Genomic DNA, 18490 nt, shown 5'->3' on the forward strand with positions numbered 1-18490 from the left:
ACGATTCAGGGGTACAGTTTAATTCGCCCCATTACAGCCAGTAAATTGGTCTTACCATTTTTATCTATGTAGAAATATGGTAAGCCCCCCATTGATTTTTATCGAGGTTGAGAAGCATGCGGGAGCACGATAACTCGAGTTACAGCGAGTTGCACAAGCCTAGCAGTGAATTTGAAAGCCGCTCTGATTATCTGGATCACGAGCTGCAAATTATGAAACCCCGCCGTTGGGGCCTAAACCTTCCAGGTCGAGACTTCCGTTTCGAGTGGGAAGATTTGGTTCCTGCCATTGCCGGTACCATCGGCATTACCGTGATGTATTCAGCCGTAATGGCTGCTTGGGGTGCGGGCCTGACCGAGCGTTGGGATCACGTCAACCTAGGCGCTGAGTGGGCCATTGAAGTGGTTCGCGTTGAGATGCTGATTCCAGCTTTGCTGTTCTGCATCTTGGGCTCCGGCTTCTTGAATCCTAGAGCTAACCTTGCCGGTAACCACGGCCCAATGATCCCTCTGATCGGTGCCATTGCCTTGGCGGGTGCTCACCCACTGGCTCTGGCTATCTTGCTGGGTATTTTCGGTTTGCTGCTAAGTTACTTCAAAGGGGGGTCGAAACTCGTCAACCTCACCGGAGAGGGGGTTGCCGGCGGTCTGCTGGTGTACCTCGGGGCGATGGGCTCGATGGGCCAAATCGGTTCCCTGTTTACTTGGGCTGAAGGCCTACAAGCTAAGCACGCCTTGGATTACAGCTTGAGCCACGTGGCGCTGATGATTCTGGCGGTGAACATTGTGGTTTACTCCGTGCTGGCTCGATTGGGCAAGCGTTGGTTGGCGATTCCACTGTGCTCCATTGCTGCGGTTCTGATTGCGTTCCTGTTTGGTGCGGGTCTGGATCTGGAGTTTGTCACTGCTCCTGGTCTGCCAAATCTGAATCCAGTGTACTGGTGGGGTTCTACTGAGACCGGCTGGCAGCTAGGCTTGCCTAATCTGCAGCACTTTATTGCGTCTCTGCCATTTGCGATTTTGGCCGTGGCCATGTGGTCTCCAGACTTTTTGGGACACCGTATCTTCCAAGAGCTGAACTACCCAAAAAAGACCGACAAAGTACTGATGGACGTGGATGACACCATGACCACCTGTTCACTGCGTCAAATCGTAGGTACTGCGTTTGGCGGCGGTAACATTACCTCCTCTTGGGGTACTTACATGATTCCTGCGGCCATCGCTAAGCGTCCAATTCCTGCGGGTGCGATTCTACTGGGTACTCTGTGTATTGTGGTTGCCATTATTGGCTACCCAATGGACATCACCGTATGGCGTCCTGTTATGTCCATTGCTCTGCTGGTAGGCGTATTCCTGCCACTGCTTGAAGCGGGCATGCAGATGGTTAAAGACACCAAAGATTCTCAGTCTGCCGGTATCTGTATCTTTGCTTCCATCGTGGTGAACCCAGTATTTGCATGGGCTCTGACCATGCTGCTGGATAACAACGGCCTGATTGGCGATAAGACTCGTGCTAGCAAGCTGTCTTTTGCTGACCGACTGTTGATCCCTGGTATGGCGTTCATCATCTGTGTCGCAGCGATGCTGGCAGTGGGCATGCTACCTGGTGTGCCAGCAATGCTGTAAGCATTCTCGGTTTGAAAAAACGCAGCCCTGTGGCTGCGTTTTTTTATGCCTGCGGTTTAGTACCTACGGGCATCAGTATGGGGCTGACTAAGTTAGCCAGCACTGGCCCTAATTTGGCCCGGCAGAGACTCTAGGGCGGATACGACGCTGGTTGGAGTGACGCCGGCAGGCAAGCTGAGATTCAGCTTCGCCCGTAAAACCGGAGAGTCGAGGTTGGTCGCCGACATCCTTTGCTGCTCGCTGTGGGTGATGTTGATGTCCAACTCCAGTAGCGCTTGGGTCACGTCATGCATGATCCCTGGCCGGTCGTTGGCGTCGATGCTGATGATTGTCTCGGCATTCAATCCGGTTACGTCTTTGGGGACGGAAAAGTGGCAGTGCAGGTTAGTAATGGCAAGAAACTGCTGCTGCAGTGGGCCAAGCGATTCTTCCGAAACCGCAATTTCAAGCAAGATTGCCGTTTGCCCACCGACATTGATGACTTTGCTTTGACGCCAGACGCCGTGGTGTTCATGGGTCAATTTGGCAAGCAGTTGCAGTAGCCCGCTTCTGTCGGGGCCGGTGAGTGTCGCGATAGTGGTGGTGACCATGTGAACTCCTGATTTGTGAAGGAGAGTCCTTCAACCAAACTAGCAGTTATGGCGATTGTAGACCAGAGAACAGTTGACCTTTCTTGACTGAATGAGGTCGTCCTCAATCGGGATATCATCATCAAAGAGAGATTAGGTTTCGATCTGCGAAAACAAAAATGCCGCTGTAAAAGCGGCATGATTCAATCAACTGAAGAGTCAGAGCTAGGCGATGCTGGTCAGGCGATCACGAATCTCTTTGCCCTTTTCAGTTAGGTAAGCGCGTTTGATGCGGTAGTCTTGTTCATCGATTCTCAGCTCCACAAGGCCTAAACCTTGACGACCAGAATGTACTCGGTCTGAAAGCAGGCGGGCGTTGCGGCTCGCACTTGCTTGGGACATTTCGAAGCGTTCTTGAAGATCTTTGATTGAGCAGCCTTCCTCCTGACAAACTTGCATAAACATCAAACAAGTTTGTGGCGGGATTTCGGAATAGACATCTCTGAAGATCTCTACAGCTTCCATCAGTTTGGTCAGTTGAGCTTGTGCCATTTTTTTTGGTTCCTCTGCCAAGGCTTTTTAGGGCCGGCTTATTATTTTTATTTAAGTCGCGACCTCAGTGATTGTGTCGTCATTATAGATACCAACTGAAAAGCGACTGTACCAGTGTAAACCAATAGAAATTTGATCTGAAATACAAGTAAACTAAATTTATAAAGAAAAAAGAACGGTGTTCAAAACAGGATTTTTACAAATAAAAAACAACTGATTATGGCGATTTACTTTGTTTAGAAAGTTCTTATGTAAACAATAAATCGCCATCGTATTTTAATGGGGCAGTTGATTTAGCCTCTCTGGAACTGTGTGTTAAACCTAATTTAAGTTAAAAGTTGTCCAGATTGGTGCGTGATCTGAAGGTTTCTCGATCCCGCGTAGTTCATAGTCTACATCGGAGCTGTCACTTGATTTCATTAACGAGTTTGTTGCCAAGATGACATCAATTCTTAACCCTCTGTTATCATCGAAACCTTTTGAGCGATAATCAAACCAGCTAAACCGATCACTAATATCGGGATTTATTTCACGATAGCTGTCCTTAAAGCCCCAGCTTAATAGAGTTGCTAACCATTCTCGTTCTTCAGGAAGGAAAGAACATTTACCTGTTTTTAACCAACGTTTAGCGTTGTTATCACCAATTCCAATATCAAGATCAGTTGGGCTAATATTAATATCACCCATGACTATAATATTTTCATCATTGCTGTGATGTTGATTCAAATGAAACATAAGATCTTCATAAAACTTTTGTTTCGCAGGGAATTTAGTTTCATGAGTGCGATTTTCTCCCTGGGGGAAATAACCATTTAATACTCGAACTTTCTCTCCATTCGGTGCTTCGACCGTTGCCATGATCATCCGCTTCTGATCGTCCTCGGTATCGGTATCCCAACCTTTTTGAACGTCCGTAGCGGGAGCTTTGGTCAGTAAGGCAACGCCATAGTGTCCTTTTTGACCATGGTGGTATACGTGATACCCCATGGACTCCACCGCTTCGATGGGAAACTGCGGGTCATTAACCTTGATCTCTTGCAAGCCGATCACATCCGGCTGATGTTTATCGATCAGCGCTTGCAGTTGGTGAAGGCGGGCACGGATGCCATTGATGTTAAACGAAACAAATTTCACAGGAGTTCCTTATTAGAAAACCGCTTTAAAAGGCTTGATTGTGGAACGCGCATAGACGCCAGCATCGATGTACGGGTCGGCATCTGCCCAAGCTTGGGCTAGCTCCAAGGAGTCGAACTCGGCGATGACCAGTGAGCCGGTAAATCCAGCGTCACCCGGATCGTTGGAGTCGATGGCTGGCAGCGGCCCTGCAGTCATCAGGCGGCCTTGCTGTTGCAACTCGGTCAGGCGTTCTAGGTGTTTGGCGCGTACCTGTTTACGCAGTGGCAGGCTGTTGGCGACGTCTTCGGAGTAGATCATGTACCACATGGTGAGGCTCCCTTGTTTTTGCGAAAAATTCGATTATTACGGCATTGATCTTGAGAGTAAAGCGCTGGCAACGACAGAAGTTGCCGGAGACGGTGTGGCTGTTGGACTTTAGATCGGTACCATCTACGAACAGCCATGAGAAGTGTGTTGCCGCTTTAGCTTGCGATCTTAGCAAGTGGAAAAGGCCCGCAATGATGCGGGCCCTGGTTTGATTTATTGGCCCAGCAGTACTTCGACGGCACGCTTAAGCTGCAGGTCTTGCCCTTTGGCGACAGCGCGTTTGTCGTTTTCGACCAGCACATCCGGCTCCAGTTGGTCATTCTCCATGAATTTACCGTCCATGTTGGTTACCCCGAGTTGAGGAATACCAAACACCAAGTCACCGCTTTGTAGACCCTCCCACCATACTGCGGTGCAGGTGCCGGGCACTGGCATGCCCACAATGGTGCCAATTTCATTGGCGCGGTAACCGTTGGGGAAACAGTTGCCATCGGAGTAGTTTCCTTCATTAACCAGCAGCACTGATGGCTTGCTCCATCGCTTCATGGAGTTACCTTTGGTACGATTTCCTCGAGGAGTTAGCCAGGAGTATTGCTTGCCGCTGAGCAGGGTGACTAAGTCGTCGGTCAACCAGCCCCCGCGGTTAAAGCGGGTATCGACGACAACCGCTTGTTTGTCAAAACCACGACCAAAGAGCTCAGAGTGAACCGCGCGGTAGGCGGTATCGTCCATCTGTGGAATGTGAACGTAGGCCAATTTGCTACCGGATAGGTTATCTACGTAAGCGCGGCGACCATCAACCCAGCGCTTGTACATGGCATCGGCTTCTGCGGCTAACGCTTGTGGGCGCACCACGACATCGAACTGAGATTTGCCGTTGATGAAGCTCAGGCGAGTGCGCTTGCCTTGTTTGCCATTCAGTTGCTTTGACAGGTTACTGCCGGCATTGACTGGCATGCCATCGATGGCGGTTAACACCGAGCCGGGTTTAACTTGGTCGGCATACTTTAGCAGTGGGCTTCGTGGCAAGACTTCAGCCACTTTCAGCCCGGCTTCACTGGGCACCATATCAAACAGCAGTCCAAGAGAGGCAGTTTGGGCGGCCGGTGCCGTTGGGTGGCGATAACGAGTGCCTGTGTGTGAGGCATTGAGTTCACCCAAAAGCTCGCTGGTGATGATGGCAAAGTCACGATTGTTTCCTGCCGCTTTGGCTTTTGGCAGGTATTGGCGATACATCAGCTCCCAATCCACACCGTGTAGGTTGGCGTTGTAGAACTTGTCCTTGGTTTGACGCCAGATGTGCTTGAACATGTACTCGCGTTCAGCATCGGTTTTCAGCGCCATCTCACTGGTGATGGCGATGGCATCCGCGGTAACGCCTTCTCCAAGGCTAAGTTTAGAGAGTACGCCGTCGGCCAACAGAATGGCTTCGTCGCCATTTTCATTAAGGGACAAAGCGGCGGACTCAGCATTAAGCTTGAGTGCCAAAGAGGTACTGTGCTCTTCGAAATCTTGTAGCCACAGGTCGTAGCCCCCCTCAAATCGCGCTAGGTAGTAGAGCTTGTGCTGCTCTGGGGTTAGCACAAAGTCGGCCATGTCGGAGGAGTGCTTAGTGAGGCGAACCATGCGGTCATCCAGGTGGTGCCAATCGATCGTAACTTGCGCAACTTGCTCTTGCTGCTCGTCGTCCTTCTCCTCAGTGTTTACCGCTTTCTCTTCAGCTTCAGCTTGCAGTTCCCGCTCCTCTTTCGACATCTTGTAGTTGTCGTAGGCGTCTTGAGTCAGGAATAGTCCCATGACGTCCATTTCGCTGCCCCAACTTCCATGGGAGCGCATGCCAAAACGGTCGGAAGCAAACAGCAGCAGTTCGGGGCTTGCCCATTGAGGGGCAAACTCACCATAGCCAGACATCGAAACATCCACCGGTGCTTTGCTGCCATCTGCCGGAGCGATACCGATGTCGGTCAACATGGTGAGCCCACGGGAGACGAAACTGGCGGCAATCCATTGGCTATCTGGAGACCAGACAAAGCTGATGTCGCCGTCGGAGTAGCTGTAGTTGTATTTGGCGGGAAACACGGTGTTGCTGGTGCCATTTTCCAGATCCAGAACTCGGATCTCATCTCGCTGATGCAGGTAGGCCAACTTTTTACCATCAGGGGAGATAACGGGTTGGAAATTATCAACTTTACTCTTGAGAATCTGAGTTTCGTCAAACTTGGTGGCGGCAAAGAAGTAGGGCTCATTGGCGTCACTGATGGAGACTTTATAGAGCCCCCATGCCCCATCGCGTTCTGAAGCGAAGGCGATGCTGCGTCCATCTGGGAACCAGCTTAGCCCTCGTTCCTGCTCTGGGGTGTTGGTCAGTCGCACCGTGGTGCCGTAATCCACTGAGGACACAAACAGCTCGCCTCTGGCGACGAAAGCCACCTCTTTGCCGCTTGGAGACACAGAGAACCAACTGGCTTGTCCCGCCACGTTAACGGCGGTTTCGTCGAGGTTATTCTTCATCGAGGCCAATTGAACGTTGAGCTTTTTGGGTGATTGGCCAGAAATTTGGGTGTAGAGCTCACCATGCCAACTGAAGGCCAGGGTGCCGTTGTCACTAAGGCTCAATGAACGAACTGGGTGGGTATCGAAGTGGGAAAGTTGTTGCGGCGCGCTGCCATCGGCATTCATCTTCCAGGCGTTGAAATTGTTGTCACCCTGTTCACTTAAGTAGTAGAGGCTGTTGCCATCGGCAGACCAAACTGGGGTGCTGTCGCCACCAGCAAAACCAGTGAGTTTCTTATGCTCTTTTGAGGCCTTGTCATAGAGCCAGATGTCTCGAGCGAAAGAGGAACGGTCGTGTTTACGCAGGCCGTCTTCGTAGCTCTTGTTATCCATGTAGGCGATGGTTTTTCCATCTGGAGACACCCGCGCTTCCATGGCGGCGGCGGTTAATTCCATGGTTGGCGTGCCACCGGTTACCGGCACGGAATACAGTTGGTGCATCCGAGTGGTAGGAAATGCCGACGAACTGGGGGAGGGCTGTCGACCTGAGTTAAAGATCACCCGGCGGTTATCAGGGCTAAAATCGGATGGAAAATCATCACTGCTGTGAAAGGTTAGTCGCGTGGGGACGGGGTTGTTTAGCGCCATCACATACACATCGAGGCTGCCGTTTCGGTCACTGGCAAAGGCGATGGATTGACCATCGTGGGACCAGATAGGGTAACCATCCCAGCTGCTGTCTGTGACCAGAGGAACGGCTTTGCCGCCAGAGATCGGAACTTGATAGATGTCGCCTTTGGCGGTGAATAACACCGTTGTACCATCGGGCGATATGGCCGCGTTTCGGAACCAATGACTTGTGGGGGATGCCGCGTGAACCCCTGTTACGGATGCCAGTGTGGCAACCAAGGTGAGTAATTTTTTCATATTGGTGGACTTTTTAGGGTGATTGCAAGCTCAGTCCTATGCTTGCGGGCCAGCCGCTGCAACAGACGGGTCATCGATCAGAGTTGTCTATGGGGAAACAGATAGGGTGGCTCAGTAGCGTGTCTATTGGATATGCGTAGGCCCCATCCTGGGCGCATCACAGCGGCTTCCCTGAGCTGATGATCGGTATCGACACAACTAAGCGCCCGACTTGTTTTCATAAATCCAATCTATGAATGAGCGTTAGTTATTGTTGTTTCGAGAAATTATCATAATGGCAACCAAACTCATCAGTGAAATGTTATTTGGTAACAATTGCTTTCGAACTGTTTCTGAATACGAGGAAGACAGGCGCTTAGCAGTGAATCCGTAAGCGCCAATCACGGTTATTGCGCCGAAGACAATGGGGCGGCTCTTAGCATTTCGGCTTTGATCTGAGCCTCTTTGCTTGGAAATGATAAGACGCTCTGATGGGAAGATGCGGTGGCTAATTTACCCTGTAACTCTTGGAGTTTTTCGAGATTATCTTGGGCTTTGGCAAAGTAGGTCGGCGATGAATCAATGGCCTTTAAGAACAGCTCTTTGGCTTGAGCGTAGCGCCCCTCCAGCATGGCGAAGTAGCCAAGGTCGTTGAGAGCGTCGGGCTCCGGCATCACTCGCTTCAGAGCCACTAGAGCGCGTTTGTAGTGATTCATCCGAACGTACAGCAGTCCAAGGTTGTGCCAGGCACGCTTAAAGTCGGGTTGTTTTTGAGTGGCTAAGCGTAATTTGATCTCCGCTTGTTTTAGGTTGCCATCAAGATAGTAGGAGTAGCCCAAATTGGTCAGCGCTGGCGCATTTCCCGGTTGCTGCTGCAATACCAGCTCATAGTATTGCCGAGCCGCTTCATAGTTGCCGTCAAGGTCATTGAGGATACCCATGGCGTTGTAACCTGGCAGTGGAGAGTCAGCGTCCAGCGTTTGAAGTTCGGGCTTTTCGCCAACGATGACGGTTTGATTGAGTTGAGCCAGGCGCTGTTGATCTAGGTCCAGTGCTTTGGTTAGGTAGCGTTTGGCCTGCTCATTGTCACCGAGTGTTAAATTGATTAAAGCCAATGAGGTCATGGCATTGATGTGATCGGGTTCTGTCGTTAAGGCATCTTGAAGGGCTTTAAGCGCGTAGCCCGTATTCCCTAACTGAGACTGAACTTCGCCAATGCGGTACAAGATATCTGCAGATTGTGGCTGCTGCTCAAGTGCCTCAATGTAATTTTTTAGAGCCATCTCATACTGTTTTAATTTCTCTGCTTGCTGCCCTTGCTGCATCAGCGTGGCGACACTGGGCCGTTGAATTTCCGGCACTTCGGTCTTTGAGCTTGATGCACATCCGCTAAGCCCTAAGGTGGCTAGCAACACGAATAGTATTCGGGTCATGATCAGTCCTTATTAAAATGCAACATCCCAAACTTCAGCTAGTTTCAGCATAGCTGGCCCAATAGCGACGATGAAAAAAGATGGCCAGATACAAAAGATCATAGGGAACATCATTTTCACCCCAAGTTTTCCGGCCATCTCCTCCGCAGCTTGAATCCGTTTTTCTCGATACTCTTCCGAGTACACCCGTAGAGTTTCAGCAATGCCGGTACCTAATCGAATACTTTGAGTGATTGAGCCGTTTAGTCCGCGAATGTCTTCCAGCCCGGTTCGCTCAGCGAACTCTTGCAGCGCGATCTGCATAGAAAGTCCGGCTCGGGTTTTCTGACAGACGAGTTCAAGTTCTTCTGCAAGGTGATAGTGACTCAGGCGAACCTCGGCCGCGACTCTATTTAGTGCGGCTTGTAACCCTAATCCTGCCTCACAGCAAACCACCAGTAAGTCTAGGGCGTCTGGAAACCCGATGCGCATCTTCCGCATTCGCCGTTCAGCAAGATTGTCCAGAACCAAGCTGGGCAAAATGAAGGCGATCCCCAGAAGCACAGCCACTCCGTAGAACAGGATGGTGGTGGAGGTGTTAGGGAAGGCGCGCAGTAGGTACATGCTCAAGAATACGGCAATAATAAACAGTAAAATTCGGCAGCCGTTATAAATAGCGAGAGCGTTGTTGGAATGAAACCCAGAGTGAATCAAGCGTTTTCTTGTGTCTTCGTTACCAAACGCGAATCGACCGGTGAGCTTTGAGTCGGCTTTGTGGCTGAGGTTGTGCTCCAAAGAGTGATCAAACTCCTCTTTGAAGTTGTTGACGTACCCCTCTTGGGCTCGAATTTGTGCTAATCGCCTTTTGGCCGGAGAGTACAATCCACTGAAGAGCAAACCCAGCCCCATCGCCAGTGAGACGCCTGCGATGGCGGCGATCACATAGATAGCGAACTCTGAATAGGTTTCGTTTTGAAATACCTCGTTAACTAAGCTAAGTAGATACTCCATGTTAAACCTCCAGGCGGATCAGTCGTCCGATCCAGTAGGTGCCAATCATCATGCCGATGGCACCGTATAGGAGTAGCCGATTGCCCGATTCGGTGTCAGTCAACTCCTTGGCGTAGCTTGGAGAGGTTAAAAACAGAAACGCAAATAGTCCGAGCGGCATCAGCACCAGCACCCAAGCTGACATGCGCCCCTCTGCAGACATGGATTTTACTTTGCGTTTAAAGGTAAATCGCTGGCGAATCACGCGAGACAGGTTTTTCATGTTTTCCGCTAGGTTACCACCGGTCTCTTTTTGTACCTGCACGGCGGAAGAGAAGGCCATTGCAGACACCGAAGGCACTCGCTCAACGAATCGTAGCAGTGCTCGCTTGGTGTCTTTGCCGTAATTGATGTCGGCAAAGATAAGTTGGAATTCGAAAGCGAGTGGCCCATCCATCTCTTCAAATGCCAGTTTGATGGAATCTGAGAAGGCGTAACCGGCCTGTAGGCCTCGCCGAAGTATGTCTAATGCTTCGGGAAATTGAATCTCAATGAGCTCCATTCGCTTATCAAAATCACGATTCATTTTGAAATTAAACAGGGCCAGCACACCCAGAAACGTCAGTAGGGCCAATAACCAATCGTTACTTAGCATCCAAAGTAGGAAGCTGATAATGATTGCAGACAGTAACGCTAACCCCAGAAATTGGTGCCCCAGAAGTTTGGAGCCTGATTGTTCCAGTTTGAATGAGATGTTCTGTACAAAGGGAAGCTCCTCAAGACTCCTGCCGAGGGGGGAGGCTTTCTGGAGTCGATTCCGTCTTAGTAGAGAAACGTTGTCACCACTCTCAGCGTTCTCTTTCGCTAGCTGTTTCAGCCGCTCCTGAATAACACGAGTATCGCCCCGTTGAGGCCGATACACCGGTAGGAACAGGGCTTGCGACAGAAGGAGTACCGCCGCAAATACGCAGATGAGAAAGATGACTTCAATGCTCATGGCCGCTCCTATAACAGATCCATATGATGGTCGACGCCAAACAGCTCAAATGGCAGGTGAATGCCTTTCTTATTGAGTTCCGAGTGGAAATGAGGCACCACGCCGCTGGCGGCAAACTTGCCTTGAATCAGGCCATCTTCCGAACGCCCTTGACGCTGGAAAGCGAAGATCTCTGAAAGCGTGATGACCTCTCCTTCCATGCCATTAATTTCGGTGATGCTGACGATTCGGCGACGGCCATCTTCTTGGCGCTCTAACTGAACCACCAGATCAATGGCTGAGGCGATCTGGGTGCGGATGTTTTTAACCGGTACATCGAAGCCGGCCATACACACCATGTTTTCCAATCGGCTCAAGGCATCTCGAGCGGAGTTAGCGTGTAAGGTGGTGAGCGACCCTTCGTGGCCAGTATTCATGGCCGTGAGCATGTCCATGGCTTCGGCGCCTCGCACCTCCCCCACCACGATACGGTCGGGGCGCATCCGTAGGGAGTTTTTGACCAACTCTCGTTGAGATACTTCGCCGCGTCCCTCAAGGTTTGCTGGGCGGGTCTCCAGTCGAACGATGTGCTGCTGTTGAAGCTGCAGTTCAGCGGAGTCCTCGATGGTGATGATGCGTTCATCGTCAGGAATGTAGCCGGACATAATATTGAGCAGCGTTGTTTTGCCGCTACCCGTACCTCCGGATACCAGCACATTAAGCTTGCCCAGCACCACGGCATTAAGTACGTCTGACATCGCTTGAGTCATCGAGCCGTATTCCACCAACTGTTCCGCTTTGAGCTTTTCTACGGTAAACCGGCGAATGGACATGCTTGGCCCATCCAGCGCCAATGGTGGAATGATGGCATTAACTCGCGAACCGTCTTTCAGGCGTGCGTCTACCATGGGGCTGGACTCATCCACTCGTCTACCAACACCGGATACAATTTTATCGATGGTGTTGAGCAGGTGCTGGTTGTCGTTAAACGCCATGGGAACGCGCTCAAGCTTACCGAAGCGCTCTACGAAGATGTTATTGAAATTGTTGATGAGAATGTCTGAGATGGTGGGGTCTTCCAGTAGCGTTTCCAACGGCCCTAATCCCATAACTTCATCATTGATCTGTTTGATGATCTTCTCTCGAGACGCCAGGTTAATTGGGCGAGGATTATCATAGAGAATCTCATTACAGATGTTTGAGATCTGTGCTCTGGCTTCCTCTTCGGAAACGGCACCAAGACGAGAGACATCCAACAGCTGCATCAATCGTTCATGAAGTTCATTTTTGATGATGGTTTCTTGCTCGGTCAGCAGTTTCTTGCTGATGTCATAATCGTGGTTAGACGACATTTCCATTGGTTATTTTCTCCATAACTTGGCCCACAACCCTTGTTGGTTGGGAGCGTTCTCATCGGGAAGTAGGGCATCACATATGGCGTGTATGTCTTTGGTAATGGCCTCTTTGGGAGCAAAGCTAGAAAGGCGTTTACCTTCGTCTGCACAGCAACTGGCGCGCTTAAAATCATTGCGTACGGTGAACACCGAACGAATGCCAATGGTGTCAATGACATCTTCAACACTGATTTGGGCTCTCGATTTATCAAATCGGTTAAAAATCAAATGGATGCGATCTTTGCTGATGCCTAATTGCATGGTGAAATAGCGCACCGCGGCGGCGGCGTCCCGTATGCAGGCCACGCTATCTTGAATCACTAAAAGGATGAATTGGGCATCGGTCAAAATGGGTACTGACCAGTGATCCGGACCTTGGGAGAGATCAACGGTAACTGACGGATAGTGAGCCCTGATCTTAAACAGCAGATTGGGGAGGTTATTAAACTGAAAGTGGTCACTATCGAGCTGACTAAACGGCAATGTTGGCAATAGGTGGATGTTGTCAATTTGGCTCATAAAGCCCGTGATAGCGCTGTCTTCCAGTTGCTCCACGTGGCTCAGGGCGTCCTGAAAGTAATATTGCGGTTGCTTATTTAGCAGCAGCATCTGGTTACCATGGAGGTGGTCACCATCGATCAGGGCAACCGGGGTGCCTCCATCTCGCATACACAAACAGTCTGCTATTGCGGTGCTGATGAAGCTGGCTCCTGCGCCTCCTTTGGCATTAACTACCGCGATGGTTGGTGCTAGCTTCAACTCTTCAGCGAGGGCGGAGGCGATGGTGTAGATGGCGTTAGACAGCTCTTCGGTTGGAGCATCTAGGGCGATGAAGTCATTGGCTCCACACTGCATGGCGGTTCGCATCAATTCTGCACTTATCTCCTTGCCAAGCACCAGCATGTTGGCGCATTTACCTGAAAAGCTCTGAATAAGCGTGACCGCCTGTTTTTGATCCGATGGCACAATCAAAATGAGTAATTTTGCGGCGCGCAGAATCTCAGTGTTGAGTTGATTGATGGGGTGTGAATCCAAAGTCAGGTTGGGTGTCGACTTTAGGGTTTTAACCACCTCGGTTTGATCGATTGGATTTGCAGCCACCAAAAGTGCCCGAACCGGCGCGGGCAGGGCTTTTATTTTTTTAGGGATGGATACACTCGTATTGTTATTGGTTTCCCACTGAAGAGATGTTGGCATTGATTTATTCTCCCTCATTTTGCCCCCTTAACTGCACACCGTGGTGCCGAAGCGAGTCGCACCTAAGCTCTCTCGAGGCAAGGTGGTAGAAAAATCTGGCGAGTTGAACGTAAAAGCCAGTCCCGGAACGATGAAACTGTGTTGATAATTGACGATGGACGCTCGAACTAAGGCGATATCGAAGAAGGTCGCTGCTGGGGTGCCATCTAGAGACAGATATTCGATATTTAGATTGGCGGTGGACAGGTCGGGACCAATCCGTGTGCCGTCATACAGTGCCAGTGACTGCAATGCCAATGGTGCGTCAGGGGAGCCACTGGTATCTGGGGCGCATACGCTGGCCAGTCGAGCCGCGCGTCTGGAGGCTTCCGCCAACACGTTGTAAGTGAACATCAAACGTGACACTTCCAGACAGGCAAAGATAACGATGAACACCACGGTTGCTACAATCGCAAACTCAACTGAGTAGACCCCTGCTTGACCTTTACGGCTATTCATAGTGCCCTCATGGAAACGGTTGCGGTAAGAGGGAAGCCGTAATTTAAGGTTTGCCCGTAGTTGCCTCCAAGATCGCCGCTAAAAATTGAGTTCCAGTTGTAGGTGGCACTGACGCTAATAAGATCCCCAGAGGAGGGAACGGAGATGGTGATATTGCTGACGCTCAGCCCAGGTAGCACAGGCGTTAGGTTACCGGTATCGCCATAGACACCTAGATTCTTCGCTGTGGCCTGAACCTCAGCAGTAATGTCTATGAGTGAAGTGGTGCCTGGCTTGGCGTTGTTTATCAGGTAGCGGCAGGTGTTGCGTACAACGCTGTTAAGCTGGTTATACTGATACATCGCTCGCCCCAGCTCACCGATGGCAAAAAACAGTAAGAACAATATTGGTAGGGTGATGGTGGCTTCGATGGCGGCCACGCCCCGTTGGTGAAGGTGTGAGCGTTTCATCTTAAGAGTCCTTATTATCTGGGTCGCGATAAAGGACGATGGTGTAAGGGCCATCTTCTAAGGTGGTATCGTCAGTTGCTACGCCCGTACCGGTACAATCTTCCACAAATTCACCTATGACGTAGGCTAGGTTCCCCTTTTGGATCACCTCTTGCATGAAATAGAAGCAGGCAAACCCCAAGAAGGGGATGTCGTTGTTTTGGCCATTGGACTGGCCATCGCACTGACCCACCACAATGGCAAATTCCCGTCGATTGGCACCGCCGCTGCCATCCCAGGTGTCACTGTTGTGGGGACAGCTATTCTGGAACCTTGAGCCACCATCAACGGTGTTGTCGACATAGTTGTCGCTGTAATCGGAGTAACGATAGAGGGATGGCGTGGCTAAGGTGCCATCCACTGGGGTGTTATCGGAGGAGAAGACAATATTGTCGTCGCCATCAATGTCTAAGGCTTCACCAACGCAGATATCTTTGTCTCGCGGGTGATCAGTGGCATTCACTGTCCCCCCATGGTAAACGCCCAATCTGGTGTTCATGCCGGTAGCAACTGGGCCGACGTTGTTGCCTGGTTCAGTGGATATGCCGTCATCGCCACTGAAACAGTAGTTATTGCCGGAGTTCTCCCCTGCCATCGCCGCACGAATGTCGGCGGCCCCTGAGTTATCGCCTAAGCGAATGAGCTGAAAGTTACCTGGGCCAATAGGGGAGTCTTGTTCGCTGGAGATCTTCATCGCCATGATGTTGCCCTGAGGGTAGCCGAAGGGCTCCCCAGCGGTATCTCCTTCACACACCATCATAGGTAATACGTTCTGAGAGCAGTTCACCAAGGGAGTTGAGGGACCGGCGACCGCAGAGGAGCGAACTCGCTTATCCATGCCGATGGCTTTGCCGAGGTAGCTGGCCAGCGGAACGGACTCAACCCGAACTCGGACATACTCTGCATCGGCTGCCGTGGTAGCAATGAATGGGTCGGGCTGCTCAGAAAACTCAATGGTAATTTGCGGAGTGACTTCATCTTGTGAATAGACGAGTGAAGCCATGTCGATGCCATCGTCGAGCTGACTGAAGTCAGACTCAGACATTAAGCTACTCAATGTTGCGATGGCATCTTGGCGAGCTCCTTGATGATCGTCGCCCTGCTCTAATGATAGGGCGGCACTTAGGGCGGCAGAGTCCACCGCATTTTGCAGACGCGTTTTACTCAGCAGCAAATGTCCACTTTCCAGCGCCATGGCTCCCATGACGATGATGGTCACTAGAGCGATGGTCACCATTACCAATATCGCTCCCCGCTGCCGAGCTAACGGAGAGAAAACCAACGAGCGATTTGAGCGCTTCATGTTGTTCTCCTGCAAAGAGAGGGTTCAATAAGTTTAGTTGCTTCCTCCGCCAAGGCTGACTTCTCTTATCTCGCCTCGGGCCTCTTTAGGCTGACTGGCGGCACCGTTATAGTTGGTCATCACCACATTGCCCACTTTTCCTGATAACTCGTTGACTGCACCGGCATTCCTGCGGGCAGCGTCCGGATCCAAAACTTGCTGTTGTTGTAGTTGAGCCGTGGTTTGCCCCAGCTCAAACTGGTTCATGACATTGCTAGTACAGCCGCAGAGTAGGCTGGCTGTGCAGGCAGACAACAGAATGAGTTGCTTCATGGGTAACTCCTTACAGTGAATGACCGTACTTGTTCTGAGTGCCACCCGCATCGGTGGACGGCGTATCAACAGTTTGGTCGACCACGACGGTGTTGGGGTTGGTGTCCGGTTGCTGCTCAAGGTTGCGCTTAGAGAGCTCTCCGAGCAGGTAAAACTCGACGTCGTCAGGGGAGACAAAGCCGTCCGTTGGAAGCACCAAGTCATCTCGGATAATGGGGCGAACTAAGCGAGGTGTAACGAGAATCACCAGCTCGGTTTCACCGTTGCGGTACTCTTGGCTACTGAAGAGCTGACCTAGAATTGGAATGTCGCCTAGGCCGGGCAGTTCATCGAGGCTTTCGCGAACCGTATTACTTAATAGGCCCGCAATGGCAATGGTTTGACCGTCTCCCAGTTCAACGGTGGAGTTGGCACTGCGCTTGATAATAGAAGGGGTGACCAGAGCGGTGGTAGAACCTTCTGGAATGATGCCTACTGAATTGGCGTTACTCAGTTCGCTGACTAAGACGTTTAGATTGAGGTTGATGCGGCCACTGTCGAGTACGGTGGGTACAAATTTAACCCCAACACCAAAGCTCTTGTATTCAATGGTAGTGCCTTCGCGACTTGGAACCGGAACAGGGAACTCACCACCGGAGAGAAATTCAGCCAGCTGCCCACTTAGCGCGGTTAAGTTGGGCTCAGCCAGCACACGAGCCAAGCCCTGCTGTTTGGCGGCGTCTAAAGCGAAATTAAAGATAAAGTCGCCGCTGACGTAGCTACCAAAGAAACCTTTGTCATTAATGGCACCGTCACCACCAATGATGCCTCCCAGAAAATCGCTGCCGTCAGAGATTATTTGAAAGTCTGAGTCCAGTTGGCGCGCCAGCTCGCGCTGCACTTCAGTTACGGTGACTTCAAGCATGACTTGATGGCCGCCACCCACAGACATGATGTTTAGTACCGAAGATGGATTGCCTGAGGTGTCTGCTGCAACGGCGTAGCCTTTGGCTAGGTCCATGGCCATATTCATTTTTTCCAAGTTGGAAACCTGACCGCCGATGACGAGCTGCCCTTGGGAGCTGTGAACCTGAATCGACTCATCGGGAAGAAAGCGATACAACTTTTCTTTTAAACCATTGAGATCGTGGGTGATCTCAATATCGATGATATCAACCAGACGATCCTCTTCATCCCAGACCAATATGTTGGTGCTACCGAGCTGCTTACCGAGAATATAGAGCTCGGTAGGCTGCATGATCAGAATGTCGGCGATGCTTGGGTTACCAACGGAGACTCGGGCAGCTTCCTGTTTTATGGGAAGGGTACGAGATTTATAGATAGGAACCGGAAAGCTCTGCTGCATTAGCTCGGTTCCGCCGCCTGCATAGGCCTTTTCAGTGATGCCTACGGCGCCAACTGACAGAGCCAGGACGGCGATCTTGGTTAGACTTTTTGCCACTTTAACGAACTCAAACATAAGCATGTTCCTATGAAGGCTTAGTGGTTTTCGACGGAAACGGTGTGCTGTTGGGTGCCTCTGATCACTTCGATTTTTTTGGAGACAGCTTTCGGCTCGGGACGAACGGTACGAGAAACGGCTTTTGGTGTCGGTATGGTGGCCACGGCAGTTTCAAGTACAGGCTCGGGAGCGGTTGGTGTCTCTACCACCTCAATCGGGGCATCGTCATTGGGGTTTCGTAGTGCTAACTGGATGGTGCCTTTGCTGCGTGCGCTCATTAGCGTTTCCGCCTCCTCAAGGGTGACCTCTAACGTTACGGCGCGCACAACAATAGGTTGGCTGGAGTCTTGGTTGGCTTTCTGGTCGATGGCGAGCACTTTTAGGTTGCTCAGCACCACGTCCGTTTGAGAGCGTTTTGACGGACTGCGAGGATCTCCTGCTTTAAAGGTGACCAGTACGTCGACTCGGTTTCCGGGTAATAGGAAGCCCGCCACACCAACAACGTCGTTGACTCTGATGGTGACTGCCCGCTTGTTGGGGGAGATCAAACTGGCTAAGACACTGCCTTCGCCTTTATTTGCCAGCTTTTGTGGGTGAAGCGTGTCTCCTCTAAGAAGAGGAAATTTGGTGACTTTGCCGACGGCACCTTCCACATCGGTTAAGGCTTGGTCTGAGGCTAGGGCTTTTGGAATCGTCTGCAGCGATAGGTGTTTTCTTTCAAGCACCGTTCCTGAGGGGACATCGATGGCCATTGTGACCACCAGTGCTTGATCTGGAGCAATGTTGGTTGGTTGCGTTTTTTTAAGCCAATTTTGAGCGAGCATGACGGCACCGACTCCAAAGATTAGCGACAGCAATACGAAGAAGAGAGAGCGCCTATTCATATCAGCT

General features: G+C 51.0%; 17 protein-coding genes. 1 reads left to right on the plus strand and 16 read right to left on the minus strand.

The features are described 5' to 3' along the window. Window positions 1–116: 116 nt before the first annotated feature. The gene (locus FCL42_RS01295) at window positions 117–1625 is read left to right on the plus strand and encodes a DUF3360 family protein (protein WP_136861558.1); all 1509 of its coding nucleotides are present in this window, start codon (window positions 117–119) and stop codon (window positions 1623–1625) included. A 92-nt stretch (window positions 1626–1717) separates the two neighbouring features. Here the strand turns inward: FCL42_RS01295 and FCL42_RS01300 are convergent, their stop codons facing one another. The 16 genes from FCL42_RS01300 to cpaB form a co-directional block, all read right to left on the minus strand. Then, complete coding sequence (locus FCL42_RS01300; protein ID WP_136861559.1) at window positions 1718–2215, minus strand: glycine cleavage system protein R; 498 nt, start codon at window positions 2213–2215, stop codon at window positions 1718–1720. Window positions 2216–2419: 204 nt separating this feature from the next. Beyond that, a complete protein-coding gene (locus tag FCL42_RS01305) occupies window positions 2420–2746 on the minus strand; it encodes a helix-turn-helix domain-containing protein (protein WP_136861560.1) in 327 nt (108 codons plus the stop codon). 321 nt (window positions 2747–3067) lie between these two features. Next, window positions 3068–3880, minus strand: coding sequence for an exodeoxyribonuclease III (gene xthA / locus FCL42_RS01310; RefSeq protein WP_136861561.1), 813 nt, complete (start codon window positions 3878–3880; stop codon window positions 3068–3070). Between the two features lie 12 nt (window positions 3881–3892). Next, entirely contained in the window at window positions 3893–4189 is a 297-nt protein-coding gene (locus FCL42_RS01315) for a YciI family protein (protein WP_136861562.1), read from the minus strand. Window positions 4190–4402: 213 nt separating this feature from the next. Then, a complete protein-coding gene (locus FCL42_RS01320; RefSeq protein WP_136861563.1) occupies window positions 4403–7609 on the minus strand; it encodes a S41 family peptidase in 3207 nt (1068 codons plus the stop codon). Window positions 7610–7995: 386 nt separating this feature from the next. Further along, window positions 7996–9021, minus strand: coding sequence for a tetratricopeptide repeat protein (locus tag FCL42_RS01325; protein WP_136861564.1), 1026 nt, complete (start codon window positions 9019–9021; stop codon window positions 7996–7998). A gap of 12 nt (window positions 9022–9033) precedes the next feature. After that, a complete protein-coding gene (locus FCL42_RS01330; protein ID WP_136861565.1) occupies window positions 9034–10011 on the minus strand; it encodes a type II secretion system F family protein in 978 nt (325 codons plus the stop codon). A gap of 1 nt (window position 10012) precedes the next feature. Next, on the minus strand, window positions 10013–10987 hold the full coding sequence (locus FCL42_RS01335; RefSeq protein WP_136861566.1) for a type II secretion system F family protein: 975 nt from the start codon (window positions 10985–10987) through the stop codon (window positions 10013–10015). Between the two features lie 8 nt (window positions 10988–10995). Beyond that, the gene (locus tag FCL42_RS01340) at window positions 10996–12324 is read right to left on the minus strand and encodes a CpaF family protein (RefSeq protein WP_136861567.1); all 1329 of its coding nucleotides are present in this window, start codon (window positions 12322–12324) and stop codon (window positions 10996–10998) included. A gap of 3 nt (window positions 12325–12327) precedes the next feature. Beyond that, a complete protein-coding gene (locus FCL42_RS01345) occupies window positions 12328–13557 on the minus strand; it encodes an AAA family ATPase (protein ID WP_136861568.1) in 1230 nt (409 codons plus the stop codon). A 27-nt stretch (window positions 13558–13584) separates the two neighbouring features. Beyond that, the gene (locus FCL42_RS01350) at window positions 13585–14055 is read right to left on the minus strand and encodes a TadE/TadG family type IV pilus assembly protein (RefSeq protein WP_136861569.1); all 471 of its coding nucleotides are present in this window, start codon (window positions 14053–14055) and stop codon (window positions 13585–13587) included. Then, complete coding sequence (locus FCL42_RS01355; protein WP_169308243.1) at window positions 14052–14504, minus strand: TadE/TadG family type IV pilus assembly protein; 453 nt, start codon at window positions 14502–14504, stop codon at window positions 14052–14054. Before FCL42_RS01355 ends, FCL42_RS01350 begins: the two co-directional genes overlap by 4 nt. 1 nt (window position 14505) lies before the next feature. Beyond that, entirely contained in the window at window positions 14506–15846 is a 1341-nt protein-coding gene (locus tag FCL42_RS01360; protein ID WP_136861571.1) for a Tad domain-containing protein, read from the minus strand. A 33-nt stretch (window positions 15847–15879) separates the two neighbouring features. Next, window positions 15880–16158 carry a hypothetical protein gene (locus FCL42_RS01365; protein WP_136861572.1) on the minus strand — a complete coding sequence of 93 codons (279 nt, stop codon included), beginning with the start codon at window positions 16156–16158 and terminating at the stop codon, window positions 15880–15882. A gap of 10 nt (window positions 16159–16168) precedes the next feature. After that, window positions 16169–17617 carry a type II and III secretion system protein family protein gene (locus FCL42_RS01370; RefSeq protein ID WP_205729200.1) on the minus strand — a complete coding sequence of 483 codons (1449 nt, stop codon included), beginning with the start codon at window positions 17615–17617 and terminating at the stop codon, window positions 16169–16171. A 20-nt stretch (window positions 17618–17637) separates the two neighbouring features. Then, the gene (cpaB, locus tag FCL42_RS01375) at window positions 17638–18483 is read right to left on the minus strand and encodes a Flp pilus assembly protein CpaB (protein WP_136861573.1); all 846 of its coding nucleotides are present in this window, start codon (window positions 18481–18483) and stop codon (window positions 17638–17640) included. Window positions 18484–18490: the final 7 nt, after the last annotated feature.

The sequence above is a fragment of the Ferrimonas aestuarii genome, assembly GCF_005116665.1.
Taxonomy (GTDB): domain Bacteria; phylum Pseudomonadota; class Gammaproteobacteria; order Enterobacterales; family Shewanellaceae; genus Ferrimonas; species Ferrimonas aestuarii.